Source organism: Aquitalea sp. ASV15 (assembly GCF_016429115.1).
Lineage (GTDB): Bacteria > Pseudomonadota > Gammaproteobacteria > Burkholderiales > Chromobacteriaceae > Aquitalea > Aquitalea magnusonii.
In genome coordinates, this window is the sequence record NZ_JAELTZ010000006.1 from 41,936 (window position 1) to 63,954 (window position 22,019).

Sequence of the window (22,019 nt, forward strand, 5' to 3'; positions counted from 1 at the left end):
TGCGTAAATCATGACCGAGGCATTCCGCTATCTCTTCCTGGCCGCTCTGGCGCTGACCCTGATTCTCAAATTGTGGCTGGGCTGGCGCCACATCCGCCATATTGCACGCCATCGTGCCCGCGTACCGGCCGAGTTTGCCGACGCCATCACGCTGCAGCAGCACCAGCATGCCGCCGACTACAGCATGGCCAAAACCCGGCTCGGCCTGTTGTCCAGCGTCATCGACACCACCCTGATCACCGTGCTGACGCTGGGCGGTGTACTCGACTGGCTGGCGCGGCAGATCAGCAGCCTGAACCTGGGCGACATCGGCAGCGGCCTGCTGCTGGTGACGGCCCTGGCCCTGCTCACCTCCGCCATCAGCCTGCCTATCACGCTGTATAGCACCTTCCGCATCGAGGCGCGTTTCGGCTTCAACAAAATGACGCTGGCCATGTTCGTGCTGGATGCCATCAAAGGCAGTGCCATTGGCGCGCTGATCGGCCTGCCACTGCTGGCACTGGTGCTGTGGCTGATGGCGCAGGCCGGGCCGCTGTGGTGGCTGTGGGTGTGGCTGGTCTGGTCAGCTTTCCAGCTCTTGATGGTGGCGTTGTATCCGACACTGATCGCCCCGCTGTTCAACCGTTTCCAGCCACTGGAAGACCTGGAACTGAAGCAGCGCATCGAAGCCCTGCTGGCGCGTACCGGCTTTACCAGCCAGGGCGTGTTCGTGATGGATGGCTCGCGTCGTTCCAGTCATGGCAATGCCTATTTCACCGGCTTTGGCAGCGCCAAGCGCATCGTCTTTTTTGATACCTTGCTCAAACAGCTGTCAGCAGAAGAAATCGAAGCCGTGCTGGCACACGAGCTGGGCCACTTCAAACGCAAGCACATCGTCAAGCGCATCGGCTTTGCCTTTGCCCTGTCGCTGGGCTTTCTGTTCATACTGGGTCAATTGCTGCATGCCGGCTGGTTCTACCAGGCGCTGGGCGTCAGCACCCCCAGCACCGCCATGGCACTGATTCTGTTCTTCCTTGCCGTGCCGGCCTTCACCTTTCCGCTGACGCCGCTGTCCAGCCTGCTGTCACGCCGTCACGAATACGAGGCGGATGCATTTGCCGCCAGCCAGTCCGAGGCGCACCATCTGGTCGCCGCGCTGGTCAAACTCTATCGTGACAACGCATCCACCCTGACACCAGACCCGCTGCACTCGGCGTTTTACGACTCCCACCCCCCGGCGAGCCTGCGCATCGCCCACCTGCAAGGAGACCATCCATGAATCTGCTCACCCTGCATTGCGAGGCCCAGCACGGCAAAAGCCCGCTGGACTCCAGCACCATCAATCAATTCCTGTCCACCCTGCCAGGCTGGGAAATCAAAGGCATCGAGCTGTGCAAGACCTTCCGCTTTGACGACTATTACCAGACCATGGCCTTTGTGAATGCCCTGGCCTGGATTGCCCATCAGGAAGACCACCACCCCGACCTGTCGGTGCACTACAACCGCGCTGTGGTGCACTTCAGCACCCACGATGCCGGCGGACTGACCCTCAACGACTTCATTTGCGCGGCAAAAACCGAAGCGCTGCAAGGCCGGACATGAGAGCAGCCATCGGACAGATCATCCGCAGCCATGGCCGCCGCTTCATCGTGGAAGCCGAAGGCCAGACCTACGGCTGCTCCACCCGCGGCAAACGGGTGGACTTCGCCTGCGGCGACCGCGTGGAAATCCTGATTCAGAACAAGGAACAGGCCGTCATCGAGGCAAGCCTGCCGCGCAGCAGCCTGCTCTACCGCCAGGACGACTGGAAAACCAAGGTCATTGCCGCCAATGTCAGCCGCATCCTGTTTGTGATTGCCGCCGTTCCCAGCCCCAGCGAAGAGCTGCTCAACCGCTGCCTGATCGCCGCCGAGGCCGCCGACATCGACCCGGTCATCCTGGTCAACAAGGCCGACCTGCCGGAAACCGCCGCGCTGATCGAAAAGCTGCAGCCCTATGCCGCACTCGGCTACAAGATGATTACCCTGTCCGCCAAACAGGACATGAGCCCGCTGCTGCCGCTACTGGATGGAGAAACCTGCGTTTTTGTCGGCCAGTCCGGCATGGGCAAATCCACCCTCACCAACGCCCTGCTGCCCGAGGCCAATGCCCGCATCGGCGACATTTCCGAGGCCCTGGATTCCGGCAAGCACACCACCACCCATGCCACGCTCTATCATCTGGACACCCTGTCGCCGGGCAGCGACCTGATCGATTCCCCCGGCCTGCAGGAATTCGGCCTCAAGCATTTGCAAGCCACCGACCTGCTGCACTACTTCCCGGAAATGCGCCCGCTAATCGGCCAGTGCCGCTTCCACAATTGCACCCACCGCAAGGAGCCGGATTGCGCGATCAAGCAGGCGGCAGCAGATGGCACGATATCCCGGCAAAGGCTGGATTTACTACAACGTTTAAGTAATGAATTGTTAAATCATACGGCATAAAACGTTTTGTCATCTGGCCTGTTTACAATTCGGTGCAGGACTCATATTCTGGTAAGAAAAAAGTCATATCAGACTTCGAGATCAGCGAGTTTTCGCCCCAACAAAGACAAGGAGCCAGCATCATGACAAAACGCATCGCACTCGTAACCGGAGGCATGGGCGGCATTGGCACCGCCATCTGCAAGGCTCTGGCCGAATCCGGCCATACCGTGATCACCACCTACAGCAAGCCGGGCAAGGAGCAAGCCTGGCTGGCCGACATGAAGGGCCTGGGCTTTACCGACATCCATGCCTACCAGTGTGACGTCACCGATACCGCAGCCTGCGCCGCCATGCTGGCCAAGGCACAAGCCGAGGTAGGGGCAGTGGACGTACTGGTAAACAATGCCGGCATTACCCGTGACGGCACTTTCAAGAAGCAGACCAAGGACGACTGGGACGCCGTCATCAAGACCAACCTGGATTCGCTGTTCAATATGGTGAAGCCGGTACTGGACGGCATGGTGGAGCGCGGTTTTGGCCGCATTATCAATATTTCCTCGATCAACGGCCAGAAAGGGCAGTTTGGCCAGACCAACTACTCTGCCGCCAAGGCCGGCATGCATGGCTTCACCATGGCGCTGGCGCAGGAAGTGGCGCGCAAGGGCGTGACCGTCAACACCATTTCCCCGGGCTATATCGCCACTGACATGGTGATGGCAGTACCGGAAGAAGTACGCAACAAGATCATCGCCAACATCCCGGTAGGCCGCCTGGGCAAGCCGGAAGAAATTGCCGGCCTGATCAACTACCTGGCCTCCGACCTTGCCGGCTTCATGACCGGCGCCAACCTGGCCATCAATGGCGGCCAGCACATGATGTAAGCCTCACACCACCAGGAATACCGCAAAAACCCGGCCTTGCGCCGGGTTTTTTATTGCCATCCTGATGACCGGCATTCTGCTATGCTGACGGCCTTGAATTTCACATCAGAGCAAGACATGGCTGAACATTTGACCATTCAGGGCGAAACCAAGGAAGAAAAATACCAGACCCTGCTGCCGCAGGCACAGGCACTGGTGCAATACGAGGATGACCAGATTGCCGCCCTGGCCAATCTGGCAGCCGCACTCCATGCCAGCTTTGACTGGCTATGGACCGGCTTTTATCTGGTCAAGGGCCAGCAGCTGGTACTAGGCCCTTTTCAGGGCCCGATTGCCTGCACCCGCATCCCGCATGGCAAGGGAGTGTGCGGCAGCGCCTGGGCACAAAACCGTACGCTGATCGTGCCGGATGTCGACGCCTTCCCCGGCCATATTGCTTGCTCATCCAGCGCCCGCTCGGAGATCGTCGTCCCCGTACGCAATGCTGCCGGCGCAGTGGTCGCAGTACTGGACGTGGACTCCACCCGGCTCGACCAGTTTGACACCACCGACGCACAATACCTGGAAACCATCTGCCAGGCACTGCAACACCTGTTTTAGCGCTCGCAAAAAAGCAGATGCATCACGCATCTGCTTTTTGACTGCCTGCTCAGGCGAGCGGCAATTGCAATTGCCGGCTGACCCACTCGCGTATTCCCGCCTCGTCCAGCACCGCCAGATCCTCGCGCGCATCATGCATGGCAGCAGCCAGACGCTGCCAGTGCCGCTCCAGCCCCGCCGCCATCTCCCCTGCCAGGCGCGCATTCTCCCCCGCCATATCCAGCAACCGGGCACTGGCCTGCTCCGCCAGCACTGACTGACGCTCGGCAGCCTGTTGCAACTCGATAGTGCGCTGTTCCAGCATTTCCAGACGCGCTGCCTGCTTGCCGGATTCGCGGTCACGCTCGGCCAGCCGCTCACGCCAGACCTGCTCCACCTGTAGCACCTGGCGCCGCGCCGCTTGCAATTCTTCCTGCAAGGCGGCCGATGCCAGCTTCATGGACTGGCGTTCCTCCTCAACCTGCTCATACAGGCGCAGCCGCAAGCCCTCCAGCCGCTCATAAGCCAGACTCTCCCGCCGCTCGGCCTCCTGCCGCGCCTCTTGCAGCCTTAGCTCATGCCGCGCCTCCAGCTCGGCCACCCGCTCGTCACTGTCGCGACGCACTTGCTGCGCCTCCAGCCTGCTGGCTTCCAGCTGCTCGCCCAGCCGCTGACTGTTGGACTCCAGCAGCAGATGGCGCTGCTCGGCAGACTGTAGCTTGCCATCCAGCTCCTGCAAACGCGCAGCGCGCAGCTCCAGCTCACGCAAGGCCGATTGCAAGGATGCCTGTGTTATTTCCAGCTGCGACTGAGCCGCCGCCTGCGCCTGAGTCGCCTCAGCCACTTGCTGCTCAGCCTCCTGCCGCACCGCTTCCCATTGCTGCTCGGCCGCCGTGCAAGACTGCTGCCAGATCAGGCTGAACGCCTCGGCCAGGCCAGGAGGCCAATCCGGATGGCGGGCGGAACTGGCCATGCGTGCCAGAAACTCCTGTCGCCACTCCTTGAGCGTGTTGTTGATGGTGGTATTGGAACCCGTGCCCAATCGGTTGCGCACTTCCACCACGGTAGGCCACACCCCTTCACCCACCAATTCAAAAGCCACCTGCCGAATACGCGAATAGATGTCAGTTGCCATGTCCGCCATGCCATTTCCGTTGAATGCAGTCATCTTAACACAGGAATAAAATATTATTTATTACGTATTACATTACTTTATTACACTCAGCACTTGTTTATTTCCGATTACTATACTTATCGGATTTTCTTACCCAAAAAATCCACAACGTCGAGAAAATTAACCACCCCTGACACCATCCCAAACCGTCAGCAAATCAGCACGACCGCCCCCCACCCAAACCGCCCAAAACAAAAGGCCCGGCATACAGGCCGGGCCTTACCAGACAACACCACACATCAGCTCGCATCACCCCCTACCACCCGGCGCAAATCTGTCAGCATTTGCGACAAGCGGTTCTGCAAGTCTGAAATATCCGCCTGCGAATTCAGCAGCTCCTCCACCCCCTCATCCAGCGCCCGGTTAAGCATGTTTTCCTGACTGGTCGTCAGCATCATCGACACATAAGCCACATCCACCCGCTGCCGCACATTTTCCAGCGCAATGCGGCTCGATACCAGATTATCCCGCTGCGCCCTGTCCACCTCCCCCAGCACCCCGGTCATGCACACAGCCAGCCGGACAATTTCCTCATCACGCTGCCGCGCCAGCGCCAGCGCCGCCAACGCCCGCGCATGCACATCCGCCGTTTCGACCAGCATGGTCAGATGATCGCGCAAGCGACCACAACGATCCTCATCCTTAAGCGGCATGTCGCGCACCAGCAAGGACACCACCGGGTAATTGATCACCATGCGCGTCTTGAACTGTTCCAGACGCCCCATGCCCACCAGGTGATCCATCACCGATACTTCCAGCGGGCTGGCCTCTCCACCGCGACAGCGCGTCAGCACACCCGTCGCTACCCGCAGCTGCACACAGGCCTCCAGCCCATACAGCGCCACACCAGCTACCATGGCATCCGCCAACTCCAGCACAGAAGATGCAGTACCCAGCTGCTTCACCACCTCCAGCAAGGCACCCATCTCGCCCATGCTCTGCATGGCAGCCATCGCCGCACAGCTGGCATCACGCGCCAGGCCATTCAGTCGCCCTCGTTCCGCGGTGGAATCAATCAACCGTTGCAGCTTGGCCACCAGTTCCGGCGCGGAAAACGGCTTGACCACATAATCCTCACCGCCGGCTTCATAGCCAGCCAGCCTATCCTCGATGGCTTCGCGCGCCGACACAAACACCACCGGCACCCGTGCAAACTCATCATGCAGCCGAATACGGCGACATGTTTCAAAACCATCGATGCCGGGCTGCATTTCCACATCCAGCAAAATGGCTGACGGACGCACCTCGCCCAGCATCGCCAGCGCCTCCTCGCCACTGGCCGCATCCACCACCTCGAAACTGCGTGACAAACCCATCTTGAGCAGCCGCCGCACCGTTTCCACATCATCCACCACCAATATTTTTGCTTTTTCGCTCATGCCCGCAACACCCTTCCCCCTTGATCAGCCCAGAACCCTGTCTCTCATCTATAGCTGTCAACACACACCCTGACAAACCCGAAACGACAACAGGACTTGTCCACAACCGCACGCCACCCTAGAATCGGCAAGCCCATGCCCAACCCCCAGCCTGACAGCCTCTACCCAGCCGGCCTGATCGCCGTCCAGACCGACCAGCAGGCAGCACTACTATGGCTGAGCGAATTCATCGAGCGCCCAGCTGTCTTGCGCCGACAGCCTCGCAAGCCAGCACCCTCCTCCGGGGTGCCGTCTGCATGACACTGCGTCCGCAGGTGCAGCGTACCGGCAAAGCCACCCTGCCAGTCACCGCGGCCGACACCGCAGGCTGCGGCGACACAGCCATGGACAGCTAGATGACCCACCTCCTGCAGCACCCTCAGGCCACACCACCGCAAACACTGCGCTTTGTCGCTGCAGCGGCGGCCTGCACCGCCAGACAGCATGGTGCGCATGCGCCCGCATTGGATGAAGCGGCACAGCTATTGGCTGGGCAGCACGCAAGTGGTATTGGCCACAGTCAATCAAAACGGCTGGCTTAACCCGGCCTTGCAGGCTGCTGACAAGGCAATTTGCTGCAACTTCACCAACCTCAGCACAGCCAGGCCTTTCGACTAAGTCGACTGATTTTTCGGCCTTCTCATTTATACCCCCAGACCTTGCCTTACCAATTGCAGAAGCCCCCCTTTTCTTACAGAAATAGAGAGATATATTTTGTCAATAATATTAAAGGCCGGGCTTAACCCGGCTTTTTTATTTCAGCAACTTCCCAGCTGACCACCTTGTAGAGCGCAAGGAAGCTATCAAAGAAGGCAATGACCACCAATCCATAAGCTCTTTCCTTTTTACCTATCAGTTTTATCTAAAATATTTAGGGCTTTTATACAGTCACGATCCGTCCCGCCACACCCCGCCACTCCCTTCCATGTTAGCCGATACCTTCATCTATTGATTTAACGAAGAGTATCTCTACCATCAGGCACCATCAACTTTAGCGGAGCGATATACATGCAACAAAGGCTCACTACAACTTCCGATCCTTCTCCCTGGATATTGAACTTAAACCTTGCAAAAGCCAGTAGCACTTGCAAGCGCCGCGCACCATCACCTACCTGAAATTATTTTCAAAAAAACACATCACACATAAATAAAATTGAAGAAAGATTCTCCGTGAGAATAGTTTTTAACAAAATAATTAACTATATATATACCAATAAAATTTGGCTTATCTCTGCAACAGCCTTTTCATTTCTTGTCCCATACAATACCGGATATGGCAACCTTGGCAATGCAAGCCTGACGTTCGCCATATTGGCCGTTGCAAGAAAAAGCAAAGCCGCACTGATTTTGGTATTTATATTATTTACACCCACAATCTTATACATGCCTGCCGGGCACGCCTACGGCAAAATAAACATAGGCCATGTTGCATCACTTTTGCAAACAAACACACCCGAAGCAATGGAGTTTATCAAACTAAATTTCATCGGCTTCATCTTATGCTTCCTGGCAATAATCTTTCTCTTGGTTTATATTATTAAATCATGGAATTCGAATCCAGAAAAAAGCCAATATTTATTTCTTGTTGCATTTATCTTATTAAATGTAAATTCATATCCCAAACGATTTGCCATTGCAGCGCACATGCGGTTCACAGAGGCAAAGACTGAAGTGGAAATTTTGAAGAACGGCATCTCAATCAAAGATCAATTCACCATACTAAAAAAAGATATACAATATGAAAATATATTAGTAATTATTGGTGAAAGTGTTACGCGTGAATATATGTCTGTTTATGGCTATCCGCTAAATACGACGCCGTGGCTAAAAAATACCAATGGCGACTTTTACACCAACGCAATTTCACCAGCACCAAATACTTTTCTGTCATTACCAAGAACACTTGCAAAGTTTGATGAAAATAAAAAAGAAGCCGCAAATAATATCGTAAACTTGTCAAACAAGGCGGGCCTGGATACATACTGGGTGTCAAACCAAGGGCGCATTGGAGAGTTCGACACTCCTGCAACAATTATTGCATACCATGCCAAGCACAAGTTTTTTTTAAATAACGGCGATTATGAGAGCGCAAAAAATTCCGATGATTTTCAGATGCTTCCCTATATAAACAACATAATTCGCAGCAAAGAAAAGAAAGTTATATTTGCACACATGATTGGCTCACATCCAAATCCATGCGACAGACTTCAGTCTTATCCATTAAATTTCAACACCGGGAATAAAATTATAGATTGCTACCTTTCATCAATTAAAAAGCTCGACTCATTCATAAAGAAAGCCACCGAAATGCTAGAGCAAAATGGCAAGCCATACGTGATTTTTTATTTTTCAGATCACGGGCTAACCATTGACAATTCAAGCAATCCAGTTCGACACGGCAATGCTTATAGAGAAAATTACGACATTCCATTTTTTATCATTGACAATAAGTCTCAAAAGCACAGATTAATAGATGGTCAATTTAGTAATTCTGCATTTTTATCGAAATTCTCCGAGAGGATTGGCATTGAGTACAAGACTCCTTCGGATGGAATGCGCAGCTTGGATAATGTGGTTTACAATGGCAGCGCCTTCATTGATTATAAAACCTTACCGAATTTAAAAATAATTGACGGCAAAATGTAAGGACTGATGGCGCTATTAAATCGGCAGAAATTTACCAGCCCGAATGGTAGGCATGCACCCACAGCGCTGAAGTAGCGCAGCTGTTGGCTAAGCACTCTGGCTGAGTGCCGCAATCAATAAAAAAGGCCATGCAGTGCATGGCCTTTTTTGTTTCTCAAACAAACTCTCAGTGATGCTCGCCCGCACGCTGGCGGTTTACCTCGCATGGGGTGCCGGCAGTGCAGAAGGCATCATTGGCATTGTGCTGGGCATGCTGTGCCGACGCCTGACTGGCGACTGGGCTGTCTGCCGCAAAAACCTGGCTGCTGCATGCCAGTAGCAACAGGATGGGGGCGATGAATTTGTTCATGCTGTTTCCTTTGAATTTTAAATCGGTTTCGGATTGGGTGATGTTGGCTGGCTGGTGCTGTCATCCCAGCTGCCTCCCAGTGCACGGATCAGGCTGAGCGAGGCCAGGTAACGGTCCTGACGGATGCTCAGCGCCTGGCGCCGGATGGCCAGCTCGCTGCGCTGGGCGTCCAGCAGTTCCAGCTGGCCGGTCTGGCCGTTGCGATAGCGCGAGTCGGCCAGCGCACTGGCGCGGGCTGCGCTGTTCACTGCTTGCTGCTGGGCCTCTTCCTGCTGCGCCAGCAGGCGGATGTCGCTGAGCGAATCCTCTACCTCGGCCAGTGATTGCAAAATGCTGTGGCGATAATCGGCCATGGCCACGTCCATGTCGGCACGGGCCGAACCCAGCAGCGCCTGACGATGGCCACCATCAAACAGTGGCAAGGACAGCAGGCCTTCCACCGACCAGGCGCGGGCCGACCAGCGGAAGATGTCGCGCAGCTGCGAGCTGGCATAGCCGCCGGCCGAGGTGAGCGTCAGGTCGGGAAACCAGGCGGCTTGCGCCACACCGACGCGGGTCTGGGCGGCCAGCAGCTTGCGCTGGGCGGCTGCCACATCGGGACGACGCGCCAGCATGGCTGCGGGCAAGCCGGCGGGAATCTGCGGCAGGCTGGCATTCCAGCTGCTTTCTTCCAGATGGAAGCCGGACGCCGGCTGGCCGGTCAGCACTGCCAGTGCGTTTTCCAGCTGGGCGCGCTGGCGGTCCAGCGCAATGGCCTGGGCGCGGGTGGCTTCGCTGTCGGCTTCGATGCGCGCCAGCGACAGGCCGGACTCCTCCCCGGCCTGATAGCGCTGGCGGGTCAGCTGTGCGGTGCGGGCATAGGACTGCACGGTGTCTTGCAGCAGCTGGCGTTGCTGGTCGAGCAGGCGCAGGCTGAAGTAAGTCTGTGCCACCTGACTGGCAATCAGCAGACGGCTGCCTTGCAGCAGCGCGGCACTGGCTTCGGCATCCAGCGCAGCGGCGCGGCTGGCACCGGACAGGCGACCGGCCAGGTCGATTTCATAGCTGAAGTTGGCCCCGACGCTGGTCAGCTTCACCGGCGTGGTGTTGCTGCTGTTCAGCAAGCTGGTGCCGGACGGACCGGCCCCGGCTTGCGTGCCACGCGCGCTGCCGGCGGTGAGGCCCAGCTGCGGCATGCGGTCGGCATCAGCCATGCCCAGTGCGGCGCGGGCCTGTTGCAGACGGGCCGCCGCGGCGGCGAGGTCGGTATTGTGTTGCAGCGCGCTGTCGATCAGCCGGTTCAGCGTGCTGTCCTGATAGGCCAGCCACCAGTCGCCACGCGTGGCGGCATCGGCTGGTGCGGCCAGCGTCCAGCTGCCCTCCGCCAGCGTGGCCGCTGGCGGGTTCTTGAAGCTGGCCGGCGTGGCCGGCAGTTGGCTGCCATCGATGGCGGGCGGGGTGGCGCAGGCGCTTAGCGCAGCCGCCAGCAACAGGCCCAGGGTGATTTTGTTGATCATCAATCCGCTTCCTTATTCGACATGGTGGTGCTGGGCAGCCGGGTGCAGTGCATGGCCGTGCTCATGCCCCATGGGCGGCTGGGCAATCGGGTCCAGGTGCGGCACCTGGCCGTGCAGCTTCAGTGGCCGGTTGCCGGACAGGCGGCGCATCAGCACATAAAACACCGGGGTGAGGAACAGCCCGAATACCGTGACGCCAATCATGCCGCTGAACACCGCCACGCCCATGGCATTGCGCATTTCAGCCCCGGCGCCATGCGCCAGCACCAGTGGCAGCACACCCATGATGAAGGCCATCGAGGTCATCAGGATGGGGCGCAAGCGCAGGCGACTGGCTTCAATCGCCGCCTGTAGCGGGCTGCGACCAGCAAACTCCAGCTCGCGGGCAAACTCGACAATCAGGATGGCGTTCTTGGCACTCAGGCCCACCAGCACCACCAGGCCTATCTGGGTAAACACATTGTTGTCGCCGTGGCTCAGCCACACTCCGGCCATGGCCGCCAGCAAGGCCATGGGCACAATCAGGATGATGGCCAGCGGCAGCGCCAGGCTTTCGTACTGCGCCGCCAGCACCAGGAACACCAGCAGGATGGCTATGGGGAATACCCAGCTGCCGGAATTGCCCGCCAGGATTTCCTGATAGGTCAGCTCGGTCCACTCATAGCCAATGCCCGGCGGCAGGGTTTGCGCGGCGACACGTGCCACGGCCTCTTGTGCCTGTCCGCTGGAATAGCCGGGCGCGGCACCGCCGTTGATGTCAGCAGCCAGAAAGCCGTTGTAACGCATCGCCCGTTCCGGCCCGAAGCTGGGCTTGACCTTGAGCAGGGCCGACAGCGGCACCATGCTGCCGTTGGCCGAGCGCACCTGCAGCTGGCCCACGTCTTCCGGCCGCGCACGGAAGTTCGCATCCGCCTGCACCCGCACGGTGTAGGTGCGGCCAAACTTGTTGAAGTCGTTGACGTACAGGCTGCCCAGATAAATCTGCATGGTGTTGAACACGTCGGTCACTTTCACCCCCAGCTGCTGGGCCTTGCTGCGGTCCAGGTCAGCCAGCAGCTGCGGCACGTTCAGCTGGTAGCTGGTATACAGCCCGGCCAGTTCCGGCGCCTTGGCGGCACCGGCCATGAAGGCCTTCACTGCCTTGTCCATGGCCTCGTAACCCAGGCCGCCACGGTCTTCCAGTTGCAGCTTGAAACCACCGGTGGTACCCAGCCCCTGTACCGGCGGTGGCGGGAACATCACCACAAAGGCGTCCTGCAACTTGCCAAACTCGGCATTCATCGCCCCGGCAATGGCATTGGCGCTCATGGCCTTGCCGCGCCGCTCCTCGAAGGGTTTGAGGGTGACAAACACGATGCCGGAGTTGGCACTGTTGGTGAAACCGTTGATCGACAGGCCGGGGAAGGCAATGGCGTGCTCCACGCCCGGTATCTTTAGCGCAATGTCGCTCATGCGGTGAATCACCGCATCGGTGCGGTCCAGCGTGGCACCGTCCGGCAACTGGGCAAAGCCGATCAGGTACTGCTTGTCCTGCGCCGGCACAAAGCCACCCGGAATGCTGTGGAACAGCCCCGCCGTCAGTGCGGCCAGACCGGCATAGATGGCCAGCATGACAAACTTGCGGCCGATGGCCTGCTTCACGCCCTGGCTGTAACGGGTGGCACCGCGGTTGAACAGGCTGTTGAAGCGGTCGAAGAAACCACCCAGCCAGCGGTCCATCTGGCGGGTCAGCCAGTCTTGCGGCTCATCGTGGCGTTGCAGCAGCAAGGCCGCCAGTGCCGGTGACAGCGTCAGCGAGTTGATGGCGGAAATCACCGTGGAAATGGCAATGGTCAGCGCAAACTGCTTGTAGAACATGCCGCTCAGGCCGCCGATAAAGGCCAGCGGCACGAATACCGCCACCAACACCAGCGCAATGGCGATGATGGGGCCGGATACTTCACGCATGGCGCGGTAGGAGGCAGCACGCGGGTCCAGCCCGGCCTCGATGTTGCGCTCCACGTTTTCCACCACCACGATGGCGTCATCCACCACGATGCCGATGGCCAGCACCAGGCCAAACAGTGACAGGGTGTTGATGGTGAAGCCAAAGCCATGCATCACCGCGAAAGTACCGACGATGGACACCGGCACCGCCAGCAGCGGAATCAGCGAGGCACGCCAGGTTTGCAGGAACAGGATCACCACCAGCACCACCAGTGCAATGGCTTCCAGCAGGGTATGTACCACTGACTCAATCGACGCCCGCACAAACTGGGTGGGGTCGTAGTCGATGGCGTAGTCCACCCCTTCGGGCATGGATTTCTTCAGTTCGGCCATGGTGGCACGCACCTGGTCGGAAATCTGCAAGGCATTGGAGCCCGGGGCTTGCGATACCGGAATGGCCACTGCCGCCTTGTTGTCCAGCGTGGAGTGCAGTGCGTATTCCGACGCGCCCAGCTCGATGCGGCCCAGCTCACGCAGGCGCGTAACCGCACCGTCGGCACCGGTCTTGACGATGATGTCGCCGAATTCCTGCTCGGTTTGCAGGCTGCCCTGCGCGTTGATAGGGAATTGCAGCTGGATGCCCTTGGCACTGGGCGACGCACCAATGCTACCGGCCGCGGCCTGCACGTTCTGTTCGCGGATGGCCGTTACCACCTCGCTGGCCGACAAGCCATGCATGGCTACTTTTTGCGGGTCCAGCCAGATGCGCATGGAGTAATCGCCCGCGCCATACAAGCCCACCTGCCCTACCCCGCTGATACGCGCCAGCCGGTCGCGCACATTGAGAATGGCGTAGTTGCGCAGATAGGTCATGTCGTAGCGGCCATTGGGCGACAGCAGGTGCACCACCAGCGTCAGGTCCGGGCTGCTCTTGATTGTGGTCAGACCCAGGCGGCGCACGTCTTCCGGCAGGCGCGGTTCTGCCTGCGCCACACGGTTTTGTACCAGTTGCTGCGCCTTGTCCGGGTCGGTGCCGATCTGGAAAGTCACCGTCAGCGTCATCAGGCCATCGGTGGTAGCCTGGCTGCTCATGTACAGCATGCCTTCGGTACCGTTGATGGCTTCTTCCAGCGGCGTGGCCACCGATTCGGCAATCACCTTGGGGTTGGCTCCGGGAAACTGCGCCCGCACGATGATTTGCGGCGGCACCACTTCCGGGTATTCCGAAATCGGTAGCACCCGCAAGGACAGCAGGCCCGCGAGGAAAATCAGCAGCGACAGCACCCCGGCAAAAATCGGGCGGTCGATGAAGAATTTGGATAGGTTCATGAATATCTTTCGCGTGGAAATCAGCTATTGGCCGCCGCTGTAGCCGGGGGCTGCATCGGCACCATGTGCGGTGCTACCGCTGCGCCGGGCTGCACTTTCTGCAGGCCGTCCACAATCACCCGCTCACCGGCACGCAAGCCGGCGGTGACAATGCGCAGGCCATCAACACTGGCCCCCAGCTGCACCTGGCGGTAACGTGCCTTGCTGTCCTTGTCGACCACCATGACAAAGCGCTTGTCCTGATCGGTGCCGATGGCCTGCTCGTTCAGCAACAGCGCCGGATGACGCTTGGCCTGCCCCAGCCGGATGCGCACGAACTGGCCGGGAATCAGCACGCCGTCGCGGTTGTCCACCGTGGCGCGCAGCTTGACCGTGCCGCTCTTGCCATCCACCTGGTTGTCCACCAGTTGCAGCTTGGCGGGGAAGGTTTGCGCCGTGCTGGTAGCCACCTGCAGCGGAATGTCGCCCAGCCGCGCACGGGCAGCGCCGGCATCCGGCAGCTCGGCCAGTGCCTTGTTCACGGTTTCTTCGTCGGCATCAAAGCTGGCATACACCGGGCTTACCGACACCAGCGTGGTAAGCACCGGCGAATCCGGCCCGGCCGATACCAGGTTGCCGGTAGTCACCAGCAGCTTGCCCACCCGGCCGGATACCGGCGCGCGGATGGCGGTGTAGCCCAGGTTCAGCCGTGCGGTTTGCAAGGCGGCCTGCGCCGCTTTCAGGCTGGCATCGGCGGCGCGGGCGGCGTTGTTGCGCTCGTCAGCATCGCGCTGGGCAATGGCGTGGTCGGCCAGCATGCGGCTGGCGCGTTCCTGCTCGCTACGGGCAAATACCAGCTGGGACTGGGCGGCCGCCACCTGGGCGGCGGCGCGGTCCACCTCGGCCTGATACGGCGCGGGGTCGATAGTCACCAGCAGGTCGCCTGCCTTGACCAGCGCACCTTCACGAAAGTGCACGGACTGGATGGCACCGGCCACGCGCGAGCGCAGCTCCACTCGCTCCATCGCCTCCAGGCGGCCGGAAAAATCCTGCCAGCTGCTGACTTCCTGCTGTACCAGCAAGGCAGCAGAAACAGGAACAGCCTGGCTGGCGGCAGCCGGAGCATCCGCCTGCACCGTCTGGCTATGCAGGCCCAGCCAGGTGGCGGTGCCAAGTGCAGCCAGCACGGCAAAGGAAATGGCAGTCACGGCCAGCGGTCGCCGGCCCTTGAGCGGTGGGTTCATATATTTGGTTCCGTAAGGTCAGCACAGATGGTCAGCGCAGGGCGCGTGACCGGTCAGGTAAGGCGACGCAGTGCCTGTGCGGGCTGGCCGCTACGGCACTGTCTTGTTGTCGGGTGAACAAAGCACGACGGCCGGCACATGCCAGCCGGGTATTCACCGCTTGATCAGGGACGCAAATGTATCAGCTGGCATTTTGCTGAACTAGATGCAATTTGATGCATGCCATTGTGAGATAAATTCATCAATAGCTGCGCAAGCTGCATGAGGGTCATACGTGACGGGAAGATTTGTGCCTAGCTGGCTTGGTAGCGCAAGGCATCCACCAGCAGCATCAGCGCACGGGAGGACTGGCGACGGCTGGGGTAGTAGAGATGAAAACCGGGAAACATTGCACACCAGGGTTGCAACACTTCCTGCAGGCGGCCATCGGCCAGATAAGGCTGCACATAGTCGCGGGTGATGTAGGCTATTCCCATGCCGGCCAGCGCGGCATTCAGCATCTGCGGCAGGGTGTTGATGATGAGCTGGCCATCGACACGAATGGAAAACTTGTGCTCGCCCTGGGCAAACTCCCAGGCATACAGCCCGCCATAGGTGGGCAGGCGCAAGCTGATGCAGTTGTGCTCGGTGAGGTCACGCGGGTGCGCTGGCACACCATGGCGGGCAAAGTAGGCTGGCGTGGCCACCACGGTGGTCTGGATATCCGGGCTGATGCGCACGGCAATCATGTCGCGCGCCACCTGGTCGCCAAAACGGATACCGGCATCAAAGCGCTGCGCCACGATATCAGTCAGCCCGTAGTCGATGGACAGCTCCACCTGCACATCCGGGTAGTCAGGCAAGAGCTGCGCCAGCTTGGGCAGCAGGTATTGCTCGGCGGCAAAGTCCGTTGCGGTAATGCGGATGGTGCCGGCCGGTTTGTCACGCTGCTCGCGCAGCACCGACAGCTCGGCTTCGATTTCGTCCAGCCGGGGGGCAAAAATGGCCAGCACCTGCTCGCCAGCGGCGGTCAGCGCCACACTGCGCGTGGTGCGGGTCACCAGGCGCATGCCCATGCTTTCCTCCAGCGCGCGCATGGTATGGCTGACTGCTGAGGGCGACACGCCCAGCTTGGCCGCGGCACGGGTAAAGCTGCCTTCGCGGGCTACCAGGACAAAGGTGCGCAGATCATTCAGGTTTTCGCGGGCCATTATTGAAATAATCTCATTTGGACTGGCGCATTATTTTGCAAGATGGCGCAATGCGCCAGCACAATCTGCCAGCGATAGCGGCGACAGGCCTGCTTTGCCCGGCAAGCAGCAACAGCAGCCAGCCAGACCATTGCCGCAACACATCTCCCGCCAGCCGCGCAGCGCACTTGCCTGTGACAGATGCGCACCGCTAGAATGAGTAATTACTCACTTACTTTCCCCGCCCATGGCTCTCCCCCGCAGTGAAGAAAAACGCATCGCCTTGCTGGAATCTGCCGCCGCCATCATGGCTGCGCAGGGGCTGGGTGCGTCCACTGCGTCGATCGCCCGTGGTGCTGGCGTGGCCGAAGGCACGCTGTTCCGCTATTTCGCCACCAAGGACGTGCTGTACAACGCGCTTTACACCCACCTGAAGCTGGACCTGGCTGCCGCGCTGCGCCAGCACATGGCCGTGCACGACAGTCTGGACGAACAAGTACGTGCACTGTGGGATGCCTACATCGACTGGGGCGTGAGCAATCTGTCCTTTTTCAAGACGCTGAACCAGCTGGTGGTATCGGACAAGGTAACGGCAGAAACCCGCAGCACGGTGGCAAGCCAGCTGTCCGACATCAAATGTGTCGCCCAGGCCTGCTCCGACAACAACGGCCTCTCCGCCCTGCCCGGCGGCTTTGCCGATGCCGTGTTCATGGCGCTGGCGGAAACCACCATCCAGTTTGTGGTGCGCGACCCTGCCAATGGCCAGGCTTACAAGAGCGCCGGATTCCGGGTGTTCTGGTCCGGCTCGGTGCGCTAATCATTGCGCCGATTTTTTTGCTCATTTTTTGCTCAATAAATGAGTGAGTACTCACAACAGGATTTTGCCATGCACTATGCGCGACTGGGCCTTGGCGGCCCCACCCTCTCCCGGCTGGCCTGTGCAGTACCGCGGCCAGACCCGGCCTGCCCGGATGCAGCACAACAGACAGCCCGCAGCATAGCCCAGGCACTGGATGCCGGCATCAATCTGTTTGATGCCGCCAGCTGCATGGACGGTATGGCGGAATCGCTGCTGGCCAAGGCACTGGGCAAACGCCGTGCCGAAGTACTGGTCAGCAGCCGGCTTGGCGCGCGGCGCAACGGCACCCACAGCCACCCCGGCCTGTCGCGCAGCGATATTGCATGGTCCATCGAGCAAAGCCTGAAACGGCTGGGCAGCGACTGGCTGGACCTGTGCGTGGTACCGCATGAAGACCCGTACACGCCGCTGGAAGAAACCCTGCAAACGCTGGACGACATGGTGCGCACCGGGAAAGTGCGTTATCTGGGCTTTGCCAACTGGCCCGCCTGGAAGGCGGCCAAAGCACTGGAATTGCAACAGCGTCACGGCTGGGCGCCCTTCTGTTTTGGCGAGCTGCACTACGCCCTGAATACCCGCAGCCCGGAACGGGAAGCCATCCCCATGCTGCAAAGCTATGGCCTGGGCCTGATTGCCAAGGCCCAGCCGACCGGTCTGCAGGCAAGTCAAGGCCACACCAGCTGCCCCACGCTGACAGACAGCCCGCGCAGCAATCACCGGCTGGCCGAACTGTTACGTGACATTGCCGATGGTCATCAGGCCAGCACCAAGCAGATTGCCCTCTCATGGCTGCTGGCGCGCGATACGGTTTCCAGCATCGTGCCGGTATTCAACAGCGCCATGCAGCAACAAGACGCACTGCACGCCATGACGCTAACGCTCTCGCCTGGCGAATTGCTGCTGCTGGATGCCGCCAGCGCCCCCACTCCGCTGTTGCCGGACTGGTTTGTCCAGCAGGAACACATGCAGACACCGCAGTCCGAACCGGAAAAAAGCTGCGCGTGAAGCCGCCGCGCTCCCAATCACTTTGCCCTGCAAGGAAGCCTCATGCCCACCCTGACAACAGAAGACGGCAGCCTGCTGCGCGACGGCCGCTATCGCAACGCCCAGCCACGCCGCGCAGGCGGGCTGCGCGACACCCTGCGCATCATGCTGCGCTTTTTTACCGACAAATCACCCCATGCGCTACCAGCCCGGCCCATCCAGCCGCTACCCTTGCACCCGGCCGACCTGGCATCCGCGCCAGACAAAAGCTTGTGGCGGCTGGGGCACTCCACCGTACTCTTCAAGCTGGATGGTGTTTTTCTGCTGACCGACCCGGTGTTCGGCCAACGCGCCTCGCCCTTTTCCTTTATCGGCCCCAAGCGCTTCCATGCGCCGCCCATCGCGCTGGATGAGTTGCCGCAACTGGACGTGGTGATCATCTCCCACGATCACTACGACCATCTGGACCGCGCCAGCGTGCTGGCCTTGCAGCACAAAACCCGCCGCTTCGTTACCCCGCTGGGCGTGGGCCAGCGCCTGCAAGCCTGGGGTATTCCAGCGGAGAAAATCCAGCAGCTGGACTGGTGGCAAGGCGTGGATGCCGGGCCGCTGCACATCACCGCCACCCCGGCCCAGCACTTTTCCGGGCGCGGCCTGCGGGATGGCAACCGCACCTTGTGGGCATCCTGGGTGATACGCAGCAGCCAGAGCCGGGTATTTTTCAGTGGCGACAGCGGTTATTTCGATGGCTTCCGTGACATTGGCCTGCGCCACGGTCCTTTCGATCTCACCCTGCTGGAAAACGGTGCCTACAACGAAGACTGGGCCGATGTGCACATGCACCCCGAGCAAACCCTGCAAGCCCATCTCGACCTGCGTGGCAAAGTGCTGGTACCCATCCACAACGGCACCTTCGATCTGGCCTTGCATGGCTGGACCGAGCCGCTGGAACGCATCAGCACCCTGGCCGCCCAGCACGATGTCTGCCTGCGCACACCACGCTTTGGCGAGCGGCTGGATATCCTGCACCCGGCACAGACGCAGGCCTGGTGGCCATCGCCGACAAAAATGATCTACACCCCGACCAAATGCCGCGGGCTAGCAAAGATGGACTGTCGGCTGCTGCCAAAGCCAAAGTAGCTGGTTGATATCCAGAGGATATCCAGAGACCGAGGGCGGACCTGTCCCCTGCCCCGTAGACACTAACTATCAAGGTGGCTTACAGCCAGCCAGCAGCAGTGCCCTTGGACACCAGCAGAGGTACTTTCCCGGATTCCCTCAAACGAGAGGCGGCTGAACTAGCTGCTTGCTTGTACTGCGGACTTGCCGGGCTGCCAGCCACCGCCCAGCGCCCTGAAAGCAGCGACCGCTGCCCGTGCCGCTTCTGTTTTTGCCTGCGCCTGTGCATCGGCAGCGCGCAGCAGGCTTTCGTCGGCCTGCAGTACCTCGATGAGACTGACCACCCCTTTTTGATAAGCGGCAAACGAAGCCGTCCTGGCACGACGCAGTGAATCCACGCCGCGAGCGAGCGCAGCCGACTGTTCTTCACGTTTGACCAGGGCGGAGAAAGCATTTTCGACATCCTCGCTGGCATGCAGCACGGCAAGTCGATAGGCGGCCAACATTTCAGCCTCCTGGCCCCTGGCCTGGTCAATCTGCGCATTGATGCGACCAAAATCGAAGAGACGCCAGCGCAGCCCCAGCACGCCTGCGGCCTGGCTGGCACCACTGCCGAACAGATTGCCGGAGGACACCGCGGTGGCGCTCCCCATCAGTCCACTTAACGAGAGCTTGGGGTAATACTCGGCCATGGCCACGCCAATACGGGCATTGGATGCCGCCAGGTGCCGCTCGGCCACGATCAGGTCTGGCCGGCGCCGCAGCAATTCGCCCGGTGATCCGGTGGCGCCAATGCGCGGGATGGCCGGAATGGCGGCAACGGTGGCCAGCTCGGCGCGATGGCTGCCAGGGGGAGAGGCCAGCATCACATCCAGGGCATTCATGGCGGCATCCAGCCCTGTTTCGAGAAGCGGTATGGATGACTGGACCTGGGCCAATGCCCCTTCGGCCTGATCCACCTGCAGCTCAGCCACCAAACCTTGGCCATACAGCAGCTGGATGGTGTCAAGCAGTGCTTGCTGTTTCTCAAGCTGTTGCCGGGCAATATCCAGGCGGGTTTGCAATCCGCGAATACTGATGTAGATGTCGGCGGTCTGGGCTGCCACGGCCAGGCGAGTCGCCATGGCACCTGCTGCCGAAGCCTGGTACTCGGCCAGTGCCGCTTCTCGCCCACGGCGCAAGCCGCCAAACAAGTCCAGTTCCCAGCTGGCGCCGAGATCCGCGCCGTAGGCATTGCCATAACGGTTGAATCCGGGTTTTGCATTCAAGACCTGCCCCAAGGGCGTTTCCACCGACTGGTAGGCTCTGCTCGCTTGACCGCTGATATTGCCGGCGGGCAGCAGCGCAGCATTGGCGGCTCCCAAGCCTGCCCGGACCTGCAGGACACGTGCCGATGCTTGTGCAAGGTCTAGATTCTGCTCCAGCGCCAACATGATGTACCGACTCAGTTGCGCATCGCCGAACCCTGTCCACCATGCTGCCAGGTCGGCATCGCTGTCTGCATGGTGCTGCTCCACTGCGGCAGCACCCAGATACCGGGCTGGCAGCGGCATTGTGGGCCGGGAATAATCGGGACCGACGGCACAGCCGGTCAACACGCTGGCAGCGGCAAGCAAGGCGAGAGGGTGTTTGGCTAGCACGGGCGACTCCGGATCAAAATGAATAATTGTGACCATAATACATATTGGTCACTGATTGTCAATTTTTCAACGCCTCTGTAAGCTACTAGCCATGAAAACCACACCCCACTCCCCAGCAGCAGCACGCGGTCCGGCCGATCATGAAGTACGCGACCAAATCGTTGCCGCCGCCACCGAGCACTTCAGCCGCTATGGCTACGAGAAGACCACCGTGTCCGACCTCGCCAAAGCCATCGGCTTTTCCAAGGCTTATATCTACAAGTTCTTCGAATCCAAGCAGGCGATTGGCGAGATGATCTGCAGTCATTGCCTGCGCGAAATCGAAGACGATGTCAAAGCGGCGATTGATGCGGTGGAAGGCCCGCCGGAGAAGTTGCGACGCATGTTCAAAACCATTGTGGAATCAAGCCTCAGGCTGTTTTTCCAGGATCGCAAGCTATTCGAAATTGCTGCATCGGCTGCCGGTGAGCGCTGGCAGGCCACCCTTGACTACGAGGAACGCATCCGCAACTTGCTGCAAGAGATCGTGCAACAGGGGCGGCTGAGTGGCGACTTTGAACGCAAAACGCCACTGGACGAAACGACCCGCGCCATCTTCCTGGTGATGCGGCCCTTTCTGCACCCCTTGATCTTGCAATACAACTTTGATTACACCGAGGAAGCCCCGGCTCAGCTTTCCAGCCTGGTGCTGCGCAGCCTGTCGCCATGAAGCCACAGCTGCATTGTGACCATTGACTAAATTAGTCACAAGAATAATACTGAAAGTCCCGATCACTTCGTCAA

General features: G+C 59.6%; 18 protein-coding genes. 10 read left to right on the forward strand and 8 right to left on the reverse strand.

What is annotated here, in order from left to right; all coding sequences use genetic code 11:
* Positions 1–10 precede the first annotated feature (10 nt).
* The 5 genes from JHD64_RS03945 (at position 11) to JHD64_RS03965 (ending at position 3,925) form a co-directional block, all read left to right on the forward strand.
* Positions 11–1,258, forward strand: coding sequence for a M48 family metallopeptidase (locus tag JHD64_RS03945; protein WP_199052326.1), 1,248 nt, complete (start codon positions 11–13; stop codon positions 1,256–1,258).
* On the forward strand, positions 1,255–1,581 hold the full coding sequence (locus JHD64_RS03950) for a 4a-hydroxytetrahydrobiopterin dehydratase (RefSeq protein WP_199052327.1): 327 nt from the start codon (positions 1,255–1,257) through the stop codon (positions 1,579–1,581). The genes JHD64_RS03945 and JHD64_RS03950 overlap by 4 nt, the downstream gene beginning before the upstream one ends.
* Positions 1,578–2,462, forward strand: a complete 885-nt coding sequence (gene rsgA / locus JHD64_RS03955) for a ribosome small subunit-dependent GTPase A (protein ID WP_059286756.1) — start codon at positions 1,578–1,580, stop codon at positions 2,460–2,462. Before JHD64_RS03950 ends, rsgA begins: the two co-directional genes overlap by 4 nt.
* 122 nt (positions 2,463–2,584) lie before the next feature.
* On the forward strand, positions 2,585–3,325 hold the full coding sequence (phbB, locus tag JHD64_RS03960) for an acetoacetyl-CoA reductase (RefSeq protein WP_059286757.1): 741 nt from the start codon (positions 2,585–2,587) through the stop codon (positions 3,323–3,325).
* A gap of 117 nt (positions 3,326–3,442) precedes the next feature.
* Positions 3,443–3,925 carry a GAF domain-containing protein gene (locus JHD64_RS03965; protein WP_199052328.1) on the forward strand — a complete coding sequence of 161 codons (483 nt, stop codon included), beginning with the start codon at positions 3,443–3,445 and terminating at the stop codon, positions 3,923–3,925.
* Between the two features lie 49 nt (positions 3,926–3,974).
* Here JHD64_RS03965 and JHD64_RS03970 read toward each other — a convergent pair whose 3' ends face one another.
* Positions 3,975–5,039 (reverse strand): DNA-binding protein, encoded by a 1,065-nt coding sequence (locus JHD64_RS03970; RefSeq protein ID WP_199052329.1) that lies wholly within the window; start codon positions 5,037–5,039, stop codon positions 3,975–3,977.
* A 278-nt stretch (positions 5,040–5,317) separates the two neighbouring features.
* A complete protein-coding gene (locus JHD64_RS03975; protein WP_199052330.1) occupies positions 5,318–6,457 on the reverse strand; it encodes a PleD family two-component system response regulator in 1,140 nt (379 codons plus the stop codon).
* Between the two features lie 1,209 nt (positions 6,458–7,666).
* Between JHD64_RS03975 and JHD64_RS21935 the strand changes: the two genes are divergently transcribed.
* Positions 7,667–9,142, forward strand: a complete 1,476-nt coding sequence (locus tag JHD64_RS21935; RefSeq protein WP_199052331.1) for a phosphoethanolamine transferase — start codon at positions 7,667–7,669, stop codon at positions 9,140–9,142.
* A gap of 166 nt (positions 9,143–9,308) precedes the next feature.
* On the opposite strand, the gene JHD64_RS03985 is transcribed toward JHD64_RS21935, so the two are convergent.
* The 5 genes from JHD64_RS03985 to JHD64_RS04005 all read right to left on the reverse strand — a co-directional run bounded on the left by JHD64_RS03985 (position 9,309) and on the right by JHD64_RS04005 (position 16,655).
* Positions 9,309–9,491, reverse strand: a complete 183-nt coding sequence (locus JHD64_RS03985; protein ID WP_199052332.1) for a hypothetical protein — start codon at positions 9,489–9,491, stop codon at positions 9,309–9,311.
* 17 nt (positions 9,492–9,508) lie between these two features.
* Positions 9,509–10,987 (reverse strand): efflux transporter outer membrane subunit, encoded by a 1,479-nt coding sequence (locus JHD64_RS03990; protein ID WP_199052333.1) that lies wholly within the window; start codon positions 10,985–10,987, stop codon positions 9,509–9,511.
* Positions 10,988–10,999: 12 nt separating this feature from the next.
* The gene (locus JHD64_RS03995) at positions 11,000–14,242 is read right to left on the reverse strand and encodes an efflux RND transporter permease subunit (protein ID WP_199052334.1); all 3,243 of its coding nucleotides are present in this window, start codon (positions 14,240–14,242) and stop codon (positions 11,000–11,002) included.
* Positions 14,243–14,262: 20 nt separating this feature from the next.
* Entirely contained in the window at positions 14,263–15,465 is a 1,203-nt protein-coding gene (locus tag JHD64_RS04000; RefSeq protein ID WP_199052335.1) for an efflux RND transporter periplasmic adaptor subunit, read from the reverse strand.
* Between the two features lie 293 nt (positions 15,466–15,758).
* Entirely contained in the window at positions 15,759–16,655 is an 897-nt protein-coding gene (locus tag JHD64_RS04005; protein ID WP_199052336.1) for a LysR family transcriptional regulator, read from the reverse strand.
* Positions 16,656–16,881: 226 nt separating this feature from the next.
* Between JHD64_RS04005 and JHD64_RS04010 the strand changes: the two genes are divergently transcribed.
* Genes JHD64_RS04010 through JHD64_RS04020 form a run of 3 tightly spaced genes read left to right on the forward strand, consistent with a single transcriptional unit; the run spans position 16,882 to position 19,617 of the window.
* A complete protein-coding gene (locus tag JHD64_RS04010; RefSeq protein ID WP_199052337.1) occupies positions 16,882–17,451 on the forward strand; it encodes a TetR/AcrR family transcriptional regulator in 570 nt (189 codons plus the stop codon).
* 39 nt (positions 17,452–17,490) lie between these two features.
* Positions 17,491–18,498: an aldo/keto reductase gene (locus JHD64_RS04015; RefSeq protein ID WP_199052338.1), complete on the forward strand. Its 1,008-nt coding sequence runs from the start codon at positions 17,491–17,493 to the stop codon at positions 18,496–18,498.
* Between the two features lie 42 nt (positions 18,499–18,540).
* Positions 18,541–19,617 (forward strand): MBL fold metallo-hydrolase, encoded by a 1,077-nt coding sequence (locus tag JHD64_RS04020; RefSeq protein WP_199052339.1) that lies wholly within the window; start codon positions 18,541–18,543, stop codon positions 19,615–19,617.
* Positions 19,618–19,775: 158 nt separating this feature from the next.
* On the opposite strand, the gene JHD64_RS04025 is transcribed toward JHD64_RS04020, so the two are convergent.
* Entirely contained in the window at positions 19,776–21,236 is a 1,461-nt protein-coding gene (locus JHD64_RS04025; RefSeq protein WP_370540928.1) for an efflux transporter outer membrane subunit, read from the reverse strand.
* 91 nt (positions 21,237–21,327) lie between these two features.
* On the opposite strand from JHD64_RS04025, the gene JHD64_RS04030 reads away from it, so the two are divergent.
* Complete coding sequence (locus JHD64_RS04030) at positions 21,328–21,945, forward strand: TetR/AcrR family transcriptional regulator (RefSeq protein ID WP_199052341.1); 618 nt, start codon at positions 21,328–21,330, stop codon at positions 21,943–21,945.
* Positions 21,946–22,019: the final 74 nt, after the last annotated feature.

Excerpts from the sequence above, each read along its gene's own strand:
- JHD64_RS03990 (WP_199052333.1), bottom strand. The coding sequence starts at position 10,987 with ATGATCAACAAAATCACCCTGGGCCTGTTGCTGGCGGCTGCGCTAAGC.
- JHD64_RS04005 (WP_199052336.1), bottom strand. The coding sequence starts at position 16,655 with ATGGCCCGCGAAAACCTGAATGATCTGCGCACCTTTGTCCTGGTAGCC.
- JHD64_RS04015 (WP_199052338.1), top strand. The coding sequence starts at position 17,491 with ATGAGTGAGTACTCACAACAGGATTTTGCCATGCACTATGCGCGACTG.
- JHD64_RS03970 (WP_199052329.1), bottom strand. The coding sequence starts at position 5,039 with ATGGCAACTGACATCTATTCGCGTATTCGGCAGGTGGCTTTTGAATTG.
- JHD64_RS04010 (WP_199052337.1), top strand. The coding sequence starts at position 16,882 with ATGGCTCTCCCCCGCAGTGAAGAAAAACGCATCGCCTTGCTGGAATCT.
- rsgA (WP_059286756.1), top strand. The coding sequence starts at position 1,578 with ATGAGAGCAGCCATCGGACAGATCATCCGCAGCCATGGCCGCCGCTTC.
- JHD64_RS04000 (WP_199052335.1), bottom strand. The coding sequence starts at position 15,465 with ATGAACCCACCGCTCAAGGGCCGGCGACCGCTGGCCGTGACTGCCATT.
- JHD64_RS03985 (WP_199052332.1), bottom strand. The coding sequence starts at position 9,491 with ATGAACAAATTCATCGCCCCCATCCTGTTGCTACTGGCATGCAGCAGC.
- JHD64_RS03965 (WP_199052328.1), top strand. The coding sequence starts at position 3,443 with ATGGCTGAACATTTGACCATTCAGGGCGAAACCAAGGAAGAAAAATAC.
- phbB (WP_059286757.1), top strand. The coding sequence starts at position 2,585 with ATGACAAAACGCATCGCACTCGTAACCGGAGGCATGGGCGGCATTGGC.
- JHD64_RS03950 (WP_199052327.1), top strand. The coding sequence starts at position 1,255 with ATGAATCTGCTCACCCTGCATTGCGAGGCCCAGCACGGCAAAAGCCCG.
- JHD64_RS03975 (WP_199052330.1), bottom strand. The coding sequence starts at position 6,457 with ATGAGCGAAAAAGCAAAAATATTGGTGGTGGATGATGTGGAAACGGTG.
- JHD64_RS03945 (WP_199052326.1), top strand. The coding sequence starts at position 11 with ATGACCGAGGCATTCCGCTATCTCTTCCTGGCCGCTCTGGCGCTGACC.
- JHD64_RS04030 (WP_199052341.1), top strand. The coding sequence starts at position 21,328 with ATGAAAACCACACCCCACTCCCCAGCAGCAGCACGCGGTCCGGCCGAT.
- JHD64_RS04020 (WP_199052339.1), top strand. The coding sequence starts at position 18,541 with ATGCCCACCCTGACAACAGAAGACGGCAGCCTGCTGCGCGACGGCCGC.
- JHD64_RS03995 (WP_199052334.1), bottom strand. The coding sequence starts at position 14,242 with ATGAACCTATCCAAATTCTTCATCGACCGCCCGATTTTTGCCGGGGTG.